We start from the raw sequence: 16,267 nt of genomic DNA on the forward strand, positions 1-16,267 counted from the left end.
TTTAGCTAACTTGGTTAGCGACTTTTACGGGTAAGGTGACGGAAAGATCAGGAGGCGGCGATGCAGGATGTGGACCAGAGGGTCGAACTCGTCGTGCTGGTCGACGAAGCGGGGCGCTCGATCGGCACGGCGCCCAAGCTCACGATGCACGACGCCGATACCGCGCTGCACCTCGCCTTCTCCGTGTATGTCTTCAACGCGCGCGGCGAGGTGCTCATCACCCGGCGTGCCCTCAGCAAGCGCACCTGGCCGGGCGTCTGGACCAACTCGTTCTGCGGCCACCCGCTCCCGGGTGAGTCGCAGCGGGACGCCATCGACCGGCGTGGCCGGTTCGAGCTCGGCCTCGACCTCGATGACCTCTTCGTGACCCTGCCGCTGTTCCGCTACCGGGCGACGGATGCGAGTGGCGTCGTCGAAAACGAAATCTGCCCGGTCTACCGGGCGACAGCACACACCGACCCCAGCCCCAACCCGGACGAGGTCGCCGAATACGTCTGGACCGACCCCGCAACCCTGCGCGCGAGCGCACTCTCCAGTCCCTGGGCGTTCAGCCCATGGATGGTGCTCCAACTGAAGGAGTTGAGATTCGATGCCTGAGATCGCACACGTCGAAGTAGAGACCGAACTGCAGCGCTTCTTCGCCGCGGCCCGACTGCGGGCGAGCGACTACGGACATCACTACGTGGCCCTCTGGGACGCTCTCGAGCATGCGAGCAGCGGCGGCAAGCGGGTGCGACCCGCGCTCGTGCTTGCCGCGTACTCCGGGCTCGGCGGGAAAGACATGTCCCTCGCGGTCCCCCTCGCCGTCAGCTTCGAGCTGCTGCACACCGCCTTCGTGATCCACGACGACGTCATCGACCGCGACCTGCACCGACGCGGTGTCGCGAATGTCGCCGGACGCTTCACCGAACGCGCTCTCGCACACGGCGCAGACGACACCCAGACCGGCGCCTGGGCGACCACCGCCGCCATCCTCGCCGGCGATCTCGCGTTGAGCGAGGCCCACCGCGCACTCGCCCTGCTGCCGCTCGATCGCGAGCAGCGCGGCCGGCTGCTCGACCTGCTCGACCGGGCGGTCTTCGTGTCGGCCGCGGGCGAACTGGCGGATGTGACCAATACCGTCTCGAAGCATCCGTTGTCGGTCGAGGACGTGACGTCGACCCTCGAACAGAAGACCGCCGTCTACTCGTTCGAGGCTCCCCTGATGGCCGGCGCCGTGCTCGCGGAGGCGAGCGCTGAGGCGATCGAGGTGCTCGGACGCTTCGGCCGGCTCGTCGGCGTCGCCTTCCAGCTGACCGATGACATCCTCGGCGTGTTCGGCGACCCGAGCCGCACCGGGAAGAGCGTGCTCACCGACCTGCGTGAGGGCAAGCAGACCGCACTGATCTCATACGCAGGCGCCACGAGCCTCTGGCCCGCGATCGCCCCCTTCGTCGGCAAGAACGACCTCACCGAGAACGAGGCCGGGGAGGCACGCGCGCTCCTCCGTGAGTGCGGCGCGCTGCAGTCCACGGACGAACTCGCGATCGACCATGCCCGCCGGGCCGTCGAGGCCCTCGACACTCCCGCGATCCCGGACATCCTCCGGAACACCCTGACCCAGCTCGCCGACACGTCTGTGAACCGCACCCGATGACCGACACCCGGCGCGTAGCGCCCACATCGCCCACATCGCCCACACCGCCCGCACGTCCGGACGCGTCCCGCACACAGGCCACGTCCGGTACCACTGGCGCAGCCGGCAGCGCCGACGCCGCCAGCAGCGCCAGCGCCAGCAGCGCCAGCGCCAGCAGCGCCAGCGCCAGCAGCGCCGGCGCGTCCGGCCGTCCGACCGCGGCGACCGGCGCCCAGCTCGAGAAGTACACCGCGGCGGCCCTCGCGAGTGCCGCGCAGGTCATCGGCGTCTACTCGACGTCGTTCGGCCTCGCCTGCCGCCTGCTCGGGCCCAGGGAACGCAGCCAGGTCACCTCGATCTACGCGCTCGTGCGCGTCGCGGACGAGATCGTCGACGGCGCCGCCAGCCAGGCGGGACTCCCGACGGCCGCCCAGCGCACGACACTCGACGAGCTCGAGGCGGAGACCCTGCGGGCCATCGACACCGGATTCAGCACCAACCTCATCGTGCACGCCTTCGCAGACACCGCTCGAGCGACCGGCATCGACGCCCGGCTCACGGCGCCGTTCTTCGCCTCGATGCGGCGCGACCTCGACTCGGCCCCCTTCGACGCCGCCGGCATCGCCGAGTACATCTACGGGTCCGCCGAGGTCGTCGGGCTGATGTGCCTACGCTCGTTCCTGCAGCAAACCGAACGTTCCGACGCCGAACTGCGGATGCTGTCGGCCGGCTCCCGCAGCCTCGGCGCGGCCTTCCAGAAGGTCAACTTCCTCCGCGACATCGCGGCGGACCGGGACGACCTCGGACGCAACTACTTCCCGGGGGTCAACCTGCTCACCATGACCGATGCTGAAAAGAACCTCCTCCTCGACGACATGGATGCCGACCTCGACGCCGCAGCGCGGGCGCTGCCGCTGCTCCCGCTCGGGAGCCGGCGCGCCGTCGCGACTGCGCACGGCCTCTTCTCGAGCCTCGCGGTCAAACTCCGCGAGACCCCCGCGCGCGCGCTCCTGTCCACCCGGGTGCGGGTATCGGATCCGGAGAAAGTCATGATCGCCCTCGGTGCGGCACTCGGACCAGGAGCGTGGAAGAAATGACCCCGCACTCCGCAGGACAGACCCCCGGACACACCGGTGGCCACACGATCGTGATCGGGGGCGGCATCGCCGGCCTCGCGAGCGCGGCGCTCCTCGCCCGCGACGGCCAGAAAGTCACCCTGCTCGAGGCCGGCGACACGCTCGGCGGGCGGGCAGGCACGTGGACGGAACAGGGCTTCCGGTTCGAGACCGGGCCGTCCTGGTACCTGATGCCGGGCGTCTTCGACCATTTCTTCCGGCTGTTCGGCACGAGCTCGGCCGAGCAGTTCGGGCTTCGCCGCCTCGACCCCGGCTACCGGGTCTACTTCGAGGACACTCCGGACCCGATCGACATCCGTGCGGAACGCGCAGACAACATCGCCCTCTTCGAGAGCATCGAACACGGGGCGGGGGCCGCCCTCGACCGGTATCTGGACTCCGCGGAGGACACCTACCGGATGGCCGTGAGCCGCTTCCTCTACACGAGCTTCCAGTCCTTCCGGCCGCTTCTCGTGCGCGACGTGCTCACCCGGCTCGGCAGGCTGGCCCGGTTGCTCCTGCAACCGCTCGACCGGTTCGTCGCCGGCTACGTGAAAGACCCCCGGCTGCGGCAGGTGCTCGGCTACCCCGCCGTGTTCCTCGGCTCCTCACCGGACCAGACACCGTCGATGTACCATCTGATGAGCCACCTCGACCTCGCCGACGGCGTGCTCTATCCGCAGGGCGGCTTCACCCGCCTGATCGAGAGCATCGCGGACCTGGCCAGGGCCGAGGGCGTCGAGGTCATCACGGGTGCGCGGGTCACGTCCATCACGACCACGCCGGGAACCGGGCCTGGCGCGGCCCGGCGGCGGCGGGCATCCGTCGCCGGCGTCAGCTACGTCGACCGGGCCGGAACCACCGTTCGGCTCGCCGCCGACCGGGTGGTCTCGGCCGCAGACCTGCACCACACCGAGACCGAGCTTCTTCCCGAGGCGCTGCAGAGTTACCCGGAGTCCTGGTGGCAGCACCGGGTGTCCGGGCCGGGCGCCGTGCTCGTTCTGCTCGGCGTGCGCGGTGAACTGCCGAAACTGGAGCACCACACCCTCCTGTTCACCCGGGACTGGGGCGAGAACTTCGGCCGCATCTTCGGGAAGAACCCGAGCGTCGCCTCGCCGGCCTCGTTCTACGTCTGCATGCCGAGCGCGACCGACCCCGGCGTCGCTCCGGAGGGCTCCTCGAACCTGTTCCTGCTCGTGCCGATCCCGGCAGACCCCGGCCTCGGCCACGGCGGCGTCGACGGCGCGGGCTCCCCCGCCATCGAGGCGATCGCCGACGACGCGATCGGCCAACTCGCGGATTGGGCGGGCATCCCCGACCTCGCCGACCGGATCGTCGTCCGACGCACGATCGGGCCCGGCGACTTCGCCGACGACCTCAATTCCTGGCGCGGCGGGGCACTCGGCCCCGCGCACACCCTCAAGCAGAGCGCGTTCTTCCGCGGCTCGAACGCCTCCTCGAAGGTCGACGGCCTCTACTACGCCGGCGGAACAACGATTCCCGGGATCGGGCTGCCGATGTGCCTGATCAGCGCGGAGATCCTGCTGAAGAGGATGCGCTCGGACACGAGCACCGGACCGCTCGCGGAGCCCCTGCCCCGGCGCGGGACGGTGCCGGTTCCGGTGCGGGTGGCGGTGCCGTTGCACCCGGAGGACGAACGAGGCGCCGGGACATCCGGTGACGCCGAAACCGGCGGGACATCCGGTGACGCCGGGACCGGCGCGCCGAGCGAGCCATGAGCCTCGCCTACCTCCTGATTCTGATCGTCTCGCTCGGCGCCATGGTTCTGCTCGACCGGCGGTTCCGGCTGTTCTTCTGGCTCGACGCCCGCAGGGCCACGGCCGTTCTCGCGATCGGCGTGGTCTTCCTGCTGCTCTGGGACCTGAGCGGAATCGGCCTGGGCATCTTCTACCGGGGCGAGACCGAGCTGATGACCGGCGTGCAACTCGCGCCGGAGCTGCCGCTCGAGGAACTCCTCTTCCTCACGTTCCTCTGCTACCTCACGATGAACGCGGTGCACGGCACCGAGCGGATGCTGCACCGTGGGCGGCGCACATGAGTTACGTCCTGCTCGACCTGATGTTTCTCGGCTGCGCCCTCCTCGTCACGTTCGCGGCCGTGCTGTTGCGGCGGCAGCAGCTGTCGCGCCAGAACGTCTGGGCGGTCGCCGTCGCCCTGCTCTGCGTCCTGATCCTCACCGCGGTCTTCGACAACGTCATGATCGGGGTCGGCCTCGTCGCCTATGACCCCGGACGCATCACGGGATTCCGGGTCGGCCTCGCGCCGATCGAGGACTTCGCCTATCCCATCGCCGTCGCGCTGCTCCTCCCGGCGCTCTGGACGCTCCTCCCCGCCCGGAGGGCCCCCGGCTGGAACCCCGACGGGCACCTGCAGCACACCGGGAGCGCCTCGGGCGTCGGCTCCGCAGAGAATACGGACGTCGACACCGGCACGAGCCAGCGCAGTGGCCCTAACCTGAATACGACCACGAACGCGAGCCCAGGCCCGCACCCGCGCTCGGCGACGTCCGGAGGGAACCGATGAGCAGCATCCGCACGACGACGCTCTGGAAGACCAGGCAGGTGCTGCTGTCGTCGCGGCCCCTCAGCTGGATCAACACCGCGTACCCGTTCGCCGCTGCCTACATCGTGACGACCGGGCGGGTGGACGCGCTGCTCGTCGTCGGCACGCTGTTCTTCCTGATCCCGTACAACCTGCTGATGTACGGCATCAACGACGTGTTCGACTACGAGTCCGACCTGCGCAACCCGCGGAAGGGCGGCGTCGAGGGCGCGATGCTCGACCCGGCCCTGCACCGCACGGTGCTGCTGTCCGGGATCGTGACCGCGGTGCCCGTGCTCGGCGCGATGCTCGTGCTCGCCGGAACCGGGCATCCGCTGTCGTGGCTGGTGCTCGCGGTGAGCCTCTTCGCCGTTGCCGCATACTCCGTGCCGGCGCTCCGGTTCAAGGAACGCCCGGTCGTCGACTCCGTCACCTCGAGCACCCACTTCGTGAGCCCGGCGGTCTACGGGCTCGTCGTGGCCGGCGCGGTCTGGACGCCGGGCCTGGTCGCCGTACTCGCCGCCTTCTTCCTCTGGGGCATGGCCAGCCACGCCTTCGGCGCCGTGCAGGACGTCGTGCCGGACCGGGAGGGCGGGATCTCCTCGATCGCGACCGCGCTCGGCGCAGCCAGGACGGTGCGCCTCGCGATCGGCTGCTGGGCCGCGGCCGGGCTGCTGATGCTCGCGACCGGCTGGCCCGGACTGCTCGGAGCCGTGCTCGCCGTGCCGTACGTCGCGGCCGCGTGGCCGTTCCGGTCGGTGAGCGACGCACGCGCCGAAACCGCCAACGCCGGCTGGAAGCGCTTCCTCTGGCTGAACTTCTTCTCGGGCTTCTGCGTCACGATGCTGCTGATCGCCTGGGTACTGCTCTGAGGCAGGCTCGGCACCGGCATCCGCTCGCCCGCGCGGGGTCGTAGAGTCGAGGGATGGACCCCCTGACGACCGCGCGCGTGGACAGCTGGGCGTGGGCCGTGCGGATGTTCAAGACCCGGTCGCTCGCGACGGCCGCGTGCCGGGCCGGACACGTCAGGGTGAACGGCGAACGGGCGAAGTCGGCGCAGCCGGTGCACATCGGCGACGAGGTGCGCGTGCGGTCGAGCGGGTTCGACCGGGTGCTCGTGGTCTCGAAGATCGTGAACAAGCGGGTCGGCGCGCTCGTCGCTGCCGAATGCTACGTGGATAAGACCCCGCCGCCCCCGCCGCGGGAAGAGGTCGCGCTCGTCCCGATGCGGGACCGCGGCGCCGGACGCCCGACCAAGCGGGAACGCCGCGACATCGACAAGCTGCGTGCGACCGAATGGCTCGACCCCGCGGACTGGCCGGAGAACGGCTGAGCCTCCCCCGTGCCGGAAGCCCAAAAACTCCGTCGAATTCGTCAGGGGGCGAGGTCGGGGAGCTCCCGGATTCCGAAGTGCTCGCGCAGGGCGAGGGCGGCGGCGAACCAGCCGTTCATGCCGTGCACGGCGGGGCCGGGCGGCGTCGACGCCGAGCAGAGGTAGAGCCCGGGCACGGGCGTGCTCCACGGCCGGGTCGACACCACCGGCCGCCTGACGAGCTGGCCCAGGGTGACCGCGCCGCCGAGGATGTCGCCGCCGATCAGGTTCGGATTTCCCGCGGCGAGCTCGGCGGGCGAGTGGCTCGCGGTGGCGAGGATCGTGTCGCGGAATCCCGGCGCGAAGCGTTCGATCTCGCGCACGATCGCGAGGACCGGGTCGCCGCCCCAACCGGCCGGGACGTGGGTGTACGCCCACAGCACGGCCTTCCCGGCCGGCGCCCGGCTGGCGTCGAGCACGCTCGGCTGGGCGAGCAGCAGAAACGGATGCCGTGGCGGGCGTCCCCGGGACACCAGCCGTTCGGCGCGTTCGACCTCGACCCTGCTGCCGCCGAGGTGCACGGTCGGCGCGAGGTGGAGGCGCGGGTTCGTCCAGGGCACCGGGCCGGAGAGCGCGAAGTCGACCTTGGCGATGCCGGTGCCGTAGCGGTAGCGGCGGAGCGCACGGCGGTACCCGTCCGGTAGCGCGGGACCGGCGAAACGGTCGAGGAAAACGGTCGAGGTGTCGAGCAGGGTGACCCTGGCCGGGTCGAGGTCGCCGGGCCCGCGCACCTCGGTGTTCAGCCGCAGCGTGCCGCCGTGGGCGAGCAGGTCGGCGACGAGCGCGTCGGCGATCGCCTGTGCGCCTCCGACCGGGTAGCCCCAGCCGGCGGCGTGCGCCTCCGCCGCGAGGAGCAGCCCGGCGCCCGCCTGCGCGAGTGCGGGCTGGCGGCCGGGAGCGTGCGCGGCCACTCCGGAGAGGAGGGCCGGCGCCGCGGGGCCGCGGAACAGCATCCGCCCGGCGGGGGTGCCGAGGGCGAGCACGCGGAAGCCGTACTCGAGGGCGGCGCGCGGGTCGTCCGGCCGGCGCAGCAGCTGGTGGCCGGTGAAGGAGACGACGCCGTCGATCCGGTCGACCAGGGGGCGGAGCAGCCGGGTCCAGGCCGGGCCGTCGGGGCCGAGGCCCGCGGCGGTGCGGTCGAGGTCCCGGTAGGCCATGGCTGCGCGGCGGGCATCGAGCGGATGCGCGTATGACACCTCCGGGATCACGAACGGCACCCGCCCGGTGAGCCCGAAGGCGCGGAAGAACGGCGAGGCGAGCGCGGCGGGGTGCACCGCGGAACCGAGGTCGTGCCGGAAACCCGGCAGGGTGAGCTCGGCGGTGCGGAGGCCCCCTCCGGCCGTGGCGGCGCGCTCGGTGACGGTCACCGACAGGCCCGCCCGCGCGCAGACCACCGCGGCGGCGAGACCGTTCGGCCCGGCCCCGACCACGTTCACGTCAGGCATCGGGGCTAACCGGGAGGGCGACCGGCCGCACGTAGAACCCGGCCGGCGTGCGCACCCACCAGTCCCCGGTCAGACGTTTCTCCGCACCGGTGGCGAAGCGATAGTGGAACAGCCGGGCGCGCATGTACCGGGGCGGGGCGTCGGGGAACGGGTTGACCCGCAGCATCCGCAGGGTCGGCCGGTCGCCCTCGAGCAAGCGCACCAGGAACATCTCGAACCACCGGGTGTCGCGCACGCCGAGGGCGAGGAACCACATCAGCCAGTCGAGCCGCAGGTGATAGGGCGCGAACTGGCGGGGAAGGCGGGCCGGGTCCCCCGGTTTGCCGTGGAATTCGTAGGCGCGCCAGGCCGTCTCGTCGCCGGGATCGTCGGCGGAGCTGCCCTCGACGATGATCTCGTAACGCTTCTTCGTGACGGTACCGAAGGCCCCGTAGGCGTTCACGAGGTGGTACCGGTTGAAGCTCGCGTTCATCAGCTGCCTGCGGGCGACCAGGTTGCGGGCCGGCCAGAAGCTCAGCACCACGAGCAGCAGGGTGACCGCGAGTACGAGCCAGACGAACCACGGCGGCGCTGCAGCGGGCGAGGCGACAGCCGCACCGGCCGGGCCGCCGGGGAGGAACGGGAACACCGTCCGGAATGCCCGGTCGTCGACGGCCGCGAAGACGAGCACGATCGTGATCCAGTTCAGCCAGGCGAAGTTGCCCGTGACGACGAGCCAGAGCTGGGTGAGGGCGAGCACGGCGGCGGCGACGGATGCGACGGGCTGGGGCGCGAAGAGGAAGACCGGCACCACGAGTTGCGCGACGTGGTTGCCGAGCACCTCGCCGCGGTGGAACCAGACCGGCAGCCGGTGCACGAACGAGCTGAGCGGATTCGGCATCGGCTGCGTCTCGTGATGGTAGGTCAGGGCGGTCAGGTCCCGCCATTCCGGGCCGCCGCGCATCTTGATCATGCCGGCGCCGAACTCCAGCCGGAAGACGAGCCAGCGCACGAAGACGATGATCGTGAGCGGAGGTGCCACCTCATTCGAGCCGAGGAAGGCGACGACGAACCCGGCCTCGAGCAGCAGGCTCTCCCAGCCGAAGGAATAAAAGGTCTGCCCGACGTTGACGATCGACAGGTAGCCGGCCCAGAGCAGCAGGAAGGCGAGCATCGGCAGCCAGGGCGGGCCGAGCTGCGGCAGGCCGGCCACGAGGGTCGCCGCCAGCAGGACGCCGCCCCAGGCCAGCACCCGCAGCATCCGGTCGGAGTACCGCCAGTGGAAGAGGCTCGGCGCGTCGCGGAACCGGAGCCGGGACACCCAGTCGCGCACCGGCAACAGGCCGTGGTCCCCGAGCAGCGCCGGGAACTGGTTGGCCGTGGACAGGAACGCGACGAGGAAGATCGCGGCGACGCCGCGCTGCAGCACCTGACGCGCTATCGAGTAGTCGCCGGCATCGAAGACGGCACCGAAGAGATCCATCGTGCAGTCACCCTAGCCCCGCCCGGCCCGGCGGGGCAGGGCCAGGGTGCGGCACCGGGTCTGAGGGCGGGGCCGGTGCCGGAGTCAGGGGGCGCGGCGCAGGTGTTCCGCGGTGAGGGCGGCCATCTCCTCGTCGGAGAGTTCGTCGAGTTGTTTCGCCTCGTGGCGGTCGGTGCGGTTCCAGCGCAGGAACAGGATGATCAGCACCGGGATGTCGGCGACCTCGGCGATGAACCAGAGGAAGTCTCCGGAGAGGTGCTGGTCCCAGAGCGGCGACGGGAACCAGGCGGGAAACGAGCCGACGAGGGCCGGGGCGCCGTCGAGCACGGTCTCATTGAGGCGCAGCAGAATCCCGGGGATGGCATCCATCACGAGTTCGACGAAGGCGAGCATGAATTCGGCGGTGATGAAAAGGCTCGTGCGCAGCAGCGCGTGGTCGGTGATCGGCAGCACCATGAGCAGCCCGACGAGCGGCACGAGCAGCGTCAGGCCCGCCTCGGCGACCGGGTTGCTGCGCAGTACGAAGGCGAACGGCGTCAGGAAGACGAGGAAGGCGGCGATCGCGAAGAGCGGGGCGAAGACGGCGTTGCCGACCAACCGTACGAACCAGGACCCGAGGACGGCGTTGAACCCGTGCAGTGCGCGCCCGCCGAGGGCGGCCCTGGCCAGTTCGACCGGGCGGCCGAGGCTCAGGAGCGCCGGAACCACGAAGAGCAGCAGGGCGATCCGGGTGGTGAACGCCCAGCGCAGGTCGAGGCTCCAGGCGCCCAGGAAGCCGAAGGACACCCACGCCCAGGAGCCGAGCCCGAGCAGGAAGAAGCCGAGGGTCGGGCGGAGCGGCCAGGCGGTCCCCCTGCGGCCCGCGGCGCGGACACCCACGAGGTACAGGGCGGCGGCGACAAGGATGCCGGCACCCGCGACCGGATCGAACCGGGCGGTGCCGAGGAAGTCGAGGAAGGTAGGCGTGAGCGACCATTCTGGCTGAGGTGCCGCCGGGAAGTCCGGGGCCCGTCCCATTATGCGTCCCCGCCCTCCCGCGAGAGTACGTTTGTGGCCCTTAAGCCGCGGGTTTAAGGGCCACAACTCCGCTCTCGCGGAGGGGGGCGGGCGGGAATGGGTGCGATGGGTGGTTGACGAGGGGGACTAAACCGGTATAGGTTGGCCTAAACCGGTTCAGACAACGTGGGCTGGTGCTATCGATGAGGAGGCGCGATGAGTGAGAACAAGGTGACCATCGCTGATGTGGCCCGCGAGGCCGGCGTCAGCAAAGGCCTCGTCTCCTTCGCCCTCAACGACCGGCCCGGCGTCTCCGCCGAGAGTCGCGTCCGCATCCTCGAGATCGCCGAACGTCTCGGCTGGACCCCCTCGCTGCGGGCCAGGTCGCTGTCCACCCGGCGGTCGTTCGCGCTCGGCCTCGTGATCGCCCGCGACCCGGAGGTGCTCGGCTCGGACCCGTTCTTCCCCTCGTTCATCGCCGGCGTCGAGACCGTCCTGGCCCCGCAGGGGCTCGCCCTCGTCCTGAGCGTCGTGCCGGACGAGACGACCGAGATGCGCACCTACCGCGCACTCGTCTCCGACGGCCGCGTCGACGGGGTTTTCCTGAGCGACCTCCGGCACAACGACCCCCGCATCCCGTTGTTGCAGGAACTCGGCCTTCCCGCCGTCACCCTCGGCCGGCCGGACACCGAGAGCCCGTTCCCGTGCATCTCGGTCGACGACACCCCCGGCGTCGCCGAGACCGTGCGCTACCTCGTCTCGCTGGGCCACCGGCGCATCGCCCACGTCGCAGGCAGCCCGGCGCTCCTGCACGGCAGCCGCCGCAGGTCCGCCTTCGACACGGCCCTCCGCGAGGCCGGGCTGCCAGCCGGGCAGTCCATCGAGACCGACTTCTCCGTCGCGGCGGGGGCGGATGCCGCCCGCAGGCTCCTGACGCAGGACTCGCCGCCCACCGCCATCGTGTTCGCCAACGACCCGATGGCCATCGCAGGCCTCGGCGTCGCCCACGAACTCGGCCTGCGCGTTCCGGACGACGTCTCGATCACCGGCTTCGACGACATCGACTTCACCCGCTACGTCTATCCCGCCCTCACCACGGTGCGCACCGCCCCCAGCGACTGGGGCCGCGCTGCCGGCCGAACCCTGCTCGACCTCATGGAGCACGGCACGGCACCCGACGTCGATCTTCCGGCGGGCCGCCTCGTCATCCGAGGCTCCGCCGGTACCCCTGTGCGACCCTAGCCGCCGCACGGCCCCGCCCCTCCCCTCCGATCCGCCACCGCACCTACCGTCCTGCACCGACCCGCGTCGGCCGCAGTCCTCCCGCATGCCCTGTTCCCGCATGCCGCACCACAGTCACTCACCCGAGGCAGAGCTGCCGCGGGGTACGAAATGGAGAGAACCATGCACACAGCACGAACCCGGCGAGTCCTCGCCGCGACAGCGGCATCGGCCGCCGTCATCCTCGCCCTCGGCGCCTGCTCGTCCGGCGGCGGCGCGGCCGGAGCGGCGACGACGGCCCACGGCCCGATCACGATCTGGTACTCGAACAACGCGACCGAGATCGCCTGGGGCAAGCAGATGGTGACGGCCTGGAACGCCGATCACCCGAACGAAACCGTCACCGCGCAGGAGATCCCCGCAGGAAAGAGCAGCGAGGAAGTGATCGGCGCCGCCATCACGGCGGGCAATGCACCCTGCCTCGTGTACAACACGGCCCCGGTTGCGGTTCCCCAGTTCCAGAAGCAGGGCGGCCTTGTCGACCTGAGCAGCTTCGCCGACGGCGACTCCTACATCAAGGCCCGCTCCGGCGACACCGCGACCCAGTACGAGTCCTCCGACGGAAAGTTCTACCAGATGCCGTGGAAGTCCAACCCCGTGATGATCTTCTACAACAAGGACATGTTCGCCAAGGCCGGGCTCGACCCGGAGAACCCGAAGCTCGCGACCTACGACGAGTTCCTGACCGCGTCCCGCGCCCTCGTCTCCAGTGGGGCAGCCGCGAACGCAATCTACCCCTCCCCGACGAGTGAGTTCTACCAGAGCTGGTTCGACTTCTACCCGCTGTACGCCGCCGAGACCGGGGGCAAGCAGCTCGTCGAAGACGGCAAGGCGACGTTCACCGGCGACGAGGGCGCCAAGGTCGCCGAATTCTGGAAGACCATGTACACCGAGGGCCTCGCGAACAAGGAGCTCTACCAGGGCGACTCCTTCGCCGACGGCAAGGCCGCGATGTCGATCGTGGGGCCGTGGGCGGTTCCGGTGTACAAGGACAAGGTCAACTGGGGCGCCGTTCCGGTGCCGACGAGCGCGGGCACATCCGCTGACAAGACCTACACCTTCAGCGACGCGAAGAACGTCGGCATGTACACCGCGTGCAAGAACCAGGGCACGGCCTGGGACGTGCTGAAGTTCTCGACGAGCGAGGCGCAGGACGGCCAGCTGCTCAGCCTGACCGGCCAGATGCCGATCCGGTCCGACCTCACCACCACGTACCCGGACTACTTCGCCGCGAACCCGGCATACGTCGCCTTCGGCGACCAGGCCGCCCGCACCGTCGAGGTGCCGAACGTGTCGAACTCGGTCGAGGTGTGGCAGACGTTCCGTGACGCGTACTCGAAGTCGGTCATCTTCGGTCAGGGCGACATCGCCTCCACCCTGGGCGGCGCGGCTGACAAGATCAACACCCTGGTCTCGAGTAAGTAGCACCTCGTGACCGTCACCGAATCGCGGACCTCGTCCGCCGGGAGCCCCACCCGGGCTCCCGGCGGGCGGGCCACCCGGCGCCGCCCGTGGCTCGGCCGGAACCCGATCGGGCTCCTGCTCAGCGCCCCCTATCTCGTCTTCGTGATCGCCGTTTTTGCGTACCCGCTCGTCTTCGCGGTGTACATGGCGTTCCACGACTACTTCTTCGCCGCCCCCGGCGCCCAGGTCGACCGTCCCTTCGTCGGCCTCGACAACTTCCAGACGGTGCTCTCTGACCCCGCGGTGATCCGCTCGTTCGGAAACGTCGGTATCTTCCTGCTGATCAACGTGCCGCTGACCGTCGTGCTCTCGCTCGTGCTCGCAACGGCGCTCAACAAGGCCGTGCGCGGCCGCACCTTCCTGCGGGTCGCCTACTACGTGCCCTACGTCACCGCGAGCGTCGCGGTCGTCGGCGTCTGGCTCTTCCTCTTCAGCGGCGGCGGCCTCGTCAACCAGATCCTCGGTCCGCTCGCTCCGGACCCGTCCTGGCTGATCAGCCCGACCTGGGCGATGCCCACGATCGCCCTGTTCGTGACATGGAAGCAGCTCGGCTTCTACATCCTGCTCTACCTGGCCGCGCTGCAGAGTGTGTCGACCGAGCTCTACGAGGCGGCCTCGACGGACGGGGCCGGTGCGATCCGCAAGTTCTTCTCCGTCACGATCCCGGGCGTGCGCCCGGCGACGGTGCTCGTGCTGCTGTTGTCGACCGTGACGGGGGCGAACCTCTTCACCGAGCCGTACCTGCTCACCGGCGGCGGCGGACCGAACGGGGCATCAACCTCTCCCGTACTGCTGATGTACCAGAAGGGCATCGAGCAGGGAAACCCGGACACCGCGTCCGCCATCGGCATCATCCTGGTGATCGGCGTGCTCATCATCGCGTTCATCCAGCGCAAGATCGCCGGAGGTGACGAATCATGAGCACAAAGACCAGCGGCATGAGCCGCGGACAGAACATTCTCCGCGGCGTCGTGCTCTCCATCGGAGCCGTGGCGTTCCTGTTCCCGTTCTACTACATGATCGTCGGCTCACTGCAGAAGTCGCCGGACACCTCCATCGCAGGCGCATTCCCGAACCCGGCCAACCTCACCCTCGAGAACTACGCGGACATCAACAGCCGGGTCAACCTGATGCAGACCCTGCTCAACTCCGGCATCTTCACCGGCGGCGTCATCGTCGGCACCCTCGTCTTCGGGGTGCTCGTCGGTTATGCGCTCGCCCAGCTGCAGTGGCGCGGCCGCGGAATCACCTTCGCGCTCGTGCTGCTCGTGCAGGTCGTTCCGTTCCAGCTGCTGATGATCCCGCTCTATGTGATGATCGCGAGGGACTACGGCCTCGCCGACAACTACCTCGGCATGATCCTGCCGTTCGCCATCAACTCGACGGCGGTGATCATCTTCCGGCAGTACTTCCTGCAGGTCCCCCGCGAGCTCTTCGACGCGGCCAGGATCGATGGCGCCGGCGAGGTCGTGCTGCTCTGGCGGATCGCCATCCCGCTCGTGCGCCCCGCCCTGCTCACCGTCGTGCTGCTGACCTTCATCGGCCCGTGGAACGAGTTCCTCTGGCCGTTCCTGGTCACCAAGCAGGCCTCGATGCAGCCGCTCGCGGTCGCCCTCGCCAACTACATCAGCACCGTCGCGGCCTCCGCGGCGAACCCCTTCGGAGCGGTCCTCGCCGGTGCCTGCGTGCTGGCCGGACCGGCCGTCATCCTCTTCATCCTCTTCCAACGACACTTCGTCTCGACCGACATCGGTTCCGGCGTGAAAGGCTAGTCATGCGCGAATCCACTGCAGCATCCCCCATCCCGGCCCGTGCCCCCTCCCCCGGGACGGTACCGGCAGCATCCGCCCCGAAACGGATGCCCGGAGCGGCATTCCCCTACCGGCTCACCCGGATGGGCGTCGTCATGACGCCGGAACCGGGCAACGAGCTCGAGGCGGAGGGCGTGCTCAACCCCGGCTCCGGGCACACGCCGGACGGCACCCTGTACCTGTTGCCGCGGCTCGTCGCGACCGGGAACGTCTCCCGCGTCGGACTCGCCCGCGTGATCATCACCGACGGCGTTCCGACGGGTGTCGAACGAGACGGCGTCGTGCTCGAGCCCGACCAGGGCTGGGAACGCGGCGCCCACAACGCCGGCGTCGAGGACCCGCGCGTCACGTTCATCCCGCGGCTCGGCCTGCACGTGATGACCTATGTCGCCTACGGGCCGCTCGGCCCGCGCACGGCCCTCGCGGTCTCGTCAGACCTCCGCAGCTGGCGCAGGCTCGGCCCGGTGCTGTTCGCCTTCGACGAGGCACTGGACATGGACCTCAACCTGTTCCACAACAAGGACACCGTCTTCTTCCCCGAGCCCGTCACGGGACCGAACGGTGTGGAGTCCTTCGCGGTGCTGCACCGCCCGATGTGGGACCTCGGGGAGGTCAAGCCGGGTGAAGGCATCCGGGTGCCCGCCGGGGTCACCGACACCCGGCAGAGCATCTGGATCAGCTACGTGCCGGTTGCGGACGTGCTCGCCGACGTGACGAAGCTCGCCTTCTGGAGCGGCCACCGGTTCCTCGCCGGGCCGGAGTTCGCCTTCGAGGAACTCAAGATCGGCGGCGGTCCCGCTCCGCTGCGGGTGCCGGAGGGCTGGCTGCTGCTGCACCACGGCGTGACCGGCGTGATCGACGGCGCGTTCTCGCAGCAGCAGAAGGTGAACTACGCGGCGGGGGCCATGATCCTCGACGCGGACGACCCGACCATCATCCTGCAGCGCACGAGCGAGCCGCTCCTGAAGGCCGAAACGCGCGACGAGCTCAGCGGCATCGTGCCGAACGTGGTCTTCCCGACCGCGATCGAGGAGATCGAGGGCCGCCAGTACGTCTTCTACGGAATGGCGGACTCGAAGATCGGCGTCGCCCGCCTGGACCGCAGCACCCTGGACCCGACTGACGGATAGTTCCGGAACCCCCC

General features: G+C 70.0%; 16 protein-coding genes. 13 read left to right on the forward strand and 3 right to left on the reverse strand.

Annotated elements, in window-relative coordinates; all coding sequences use genetic code 11:
- The first annotated feature begins 60 nt into the window (after positions 1-60).
- The 8 genes from idi to MQH31_RS12625 are packed head-to-tail and all read left to right on the forward strand — an operon-like array spanning position 61 to position 6,625.
- On the forward strand, positions 61-597 hold the full coding sequence (gene idi, locus MQH31_RS12590) for an isopentenyl-diphosphate Delta-isomerase (protein WP_134533287.1): 537 nt from the start codon (positions 61-63) through the stop codon (positions 595-597).
- Positions 590-1,636, forward strand: a complete 1,047-nt coding sequence (locus MQH31_RS12595) for a polyprenyl synthetase family protein (RefSeq protein WP_243012327.1) — start codon at positions 590-592, stop codon at positions 1,634-1,636. The genes idi and MQH31_RS12595 overlap by 8 nt, the downstream gene beginning before the upstream one ends.
- Positions 1,633-2,712: a phytoene/squalene synthase family protein gene (locus tag MQH31_RS12600; RefSeq protein ID WP_243012328.1), complete on the forward strand. Its 1,080-nt coding sequence runs from the start codon at positions 1,633-1,635 to the stop codon at positions 2,710-2,712. The genes MQH31_RS12595 and MQH31_RS12600 overlap by 4 nt, the downstream gene beginning before the upstream one ends.
- Entirely contained in the window at positions 2,709-4,469 is a 1,761-nt protein-coding gene (crtI, locus tag MQH31_RS12605) for a phytoene desaturase family protein (RefSeq protein WP_243012329.1), read from the forward strand. Before MQH31_RS12600 ends, crtI begins: the two co-directional genes overlap by 4 nt.
- A complete protein-coding gene (locus tag MQH31_RS12610; protein WP_134533280.1) occupies positions 4,466-4,789 on the forward strand; it encodes a lycopene cyclase domain-containing protein in 324 nt (107 codons plus the stop codon). The genes crtI and MQH31_RS12610 overlap by 4 nt, the downstream gene beginning before the upstream one ends.
- On the forward strand, positions 4,786-5,274 hold the full coding sequence (locus MQH31_RS12615) for a lycopene cyclase domain-containing protein (RefSeq protein WP_243012330.1): 489 nt from the start codon (positions 4,786-4,788) through the stop codon (positions 5,272-5,274). The genes MQH31_RS12610 and MQH31_RS12615 overlap by 4 nt, the downstream gene beginning before the upstream one ends.
- A complete protein-coding gene (locus MQH31_RS12620; protein WP_243012331.1) occupies positions 5,271-6,164 on the forward strand; it encodes a prenyltransferase in 894 nt (297 codons plus the stop codon). The genes MQH31_RS12615 and MQH31_RS12620 overlap by 4 nt, the downstream gene beginning before the upstream one ends.
- Before the next feature lie 53 nt (positions 6,165-6,217).
- Positions 6,218-6,625, forward strand: coding sequence for an RNA-binding S4 domain-containing protein (locus MQH31_RS12625; protein WP_243012332.1), 408 nt, complete (start codon positions 6,218-6,220; stop codon positions 6,623-6,625).
- Positions 6,626-6,666: 41 nt separating this feature from the next.
- Here MQH31_RS12625 and MQH31_RS12630 read toward each other — a convergent pair whose 3' ends face one another.
- The 3 genes from MQH31_RS12630 to MQH31_RS12640 all read right to left on the reverse strand — a co-directional run bounded on the left by MQH31_RS12630 (position 6,667) and on the right by MQH31_RS12640 (position 10,588).
- Entirely contained in the window at positions 6,667-8,109 is a 1,443-nt protein-coding gene (locus MQH31_RS12630; protein ID WP_243012333.1) for a phytoene desaturase family protein, read from the reverse strand.
- Complete coding sequence (locus tag MQH31_RS12635; protein WP_243012334.1) at positions 8,102-9,571, reverse strand: lipase maturation factor family protein; 1,470 nt, start codon at positions 9,569-9,571, stop codon at positions 8,102-8,104. Before MQH31_RS12635 ends, MQH31_RS12630 begins: the two co-directional genes overlap by 8 nt.
- A gap of 84 nt (positions 9,572-9,655) precedes the next feature.
- On the reverse strand, positions 9,656-10,588 hold the full coding sequence (locus tag MQH31_RS12640; RefSeq protein ID WP_134536527.1) for a cytochrome c oxidase assembly protein: 933 nt from the start codon (positions 10,586-10,588) through the stop codon (positions 9,656-9,658).
- Between the two features lie 195 nt (positions 10,589-10,783).
- On the opposite strand from MQH31_RS12640, the gene MQH31_RS12645 reads away from it, so the two are divergent.
- The 5 genes from MQH31_RS12645 to MQH31_RS12665 all read left to right on the forward strand — a co-directional run bounded on the left by MQH31_RS12645 (position 10,784) and on the right by MQH31_RS12665 (position 16,253).
- Positions 10,784-11,809, forward strand: coding sequence for a LacI family DNA-binding transcriptional regulator (locus tag MQH31_RS12645; protein ID WP_243012335.1), 1,026 nt, complete (start codon positions 10,784-10,786; stop codon positions 11,807-11,809).
- Between the two features lie 162 nt (positions 11,810-11,971).
- A complete protein-coding gene (locus tag MQH31_RS12650) occupies positions 11,972-13,273 on the forward strand; it encodes an extracellular solute-binding protein (protein ID WP_243012336.1) in 1,302 nt (433 codons plus the stop codon).
- Between the two features lie 6 nt (positions 13,274-13,279).
- Positions 13,280-14,233, forward strand: coding sequence for a carbohydrate ABC transporter permease (locus MQH31_RS12655; RefSeq protein ID WP_372488154.1), 954 nt, complete (start codon positions 13,280-13,282; stop codon positions 14,231-14,233).
- Positions 14,230-15,084, forward strand: coding sequence for a carbohydrate ABC transporter permease (locus MQH31_RS12660; protein ID WP_241976430.1), 855 nt, complete (start codon positions 14,230-14,232; stop codon positions 15,082-15,084). Before MQH31_RS12655 ends, MQH31_RS12660 begins: the two co-directional genes overlap by 4 nt.
- Before the next feature lie 86 nt (positions 15,085-15,170).
- Positions 15,171-16,253 carry a glycoside hydrolase family 130 protein gene (locus MQH31_RS12665; RefSeq protein ID WP_243012587.1) on the forward strand — a complete coding sequence of 361 codons (1,083 nt, stop codon included), beginning with the start codon at positions 15,171-15,173 and terminating at the stop codon, positions 16,251-16,253.
- Positions 16,254-16,267: the final 14 nt, after the last annotated feature.

This window comes from Cryobacterium zhongshanensis, assembly GCF_022760445.1.
Lineage (GTDB): Bacteria > Actinomycetota > Actinomycetes > Actinomycetales > Microbacteriaceae > Cryobacterium > Cryobacterium algoricola.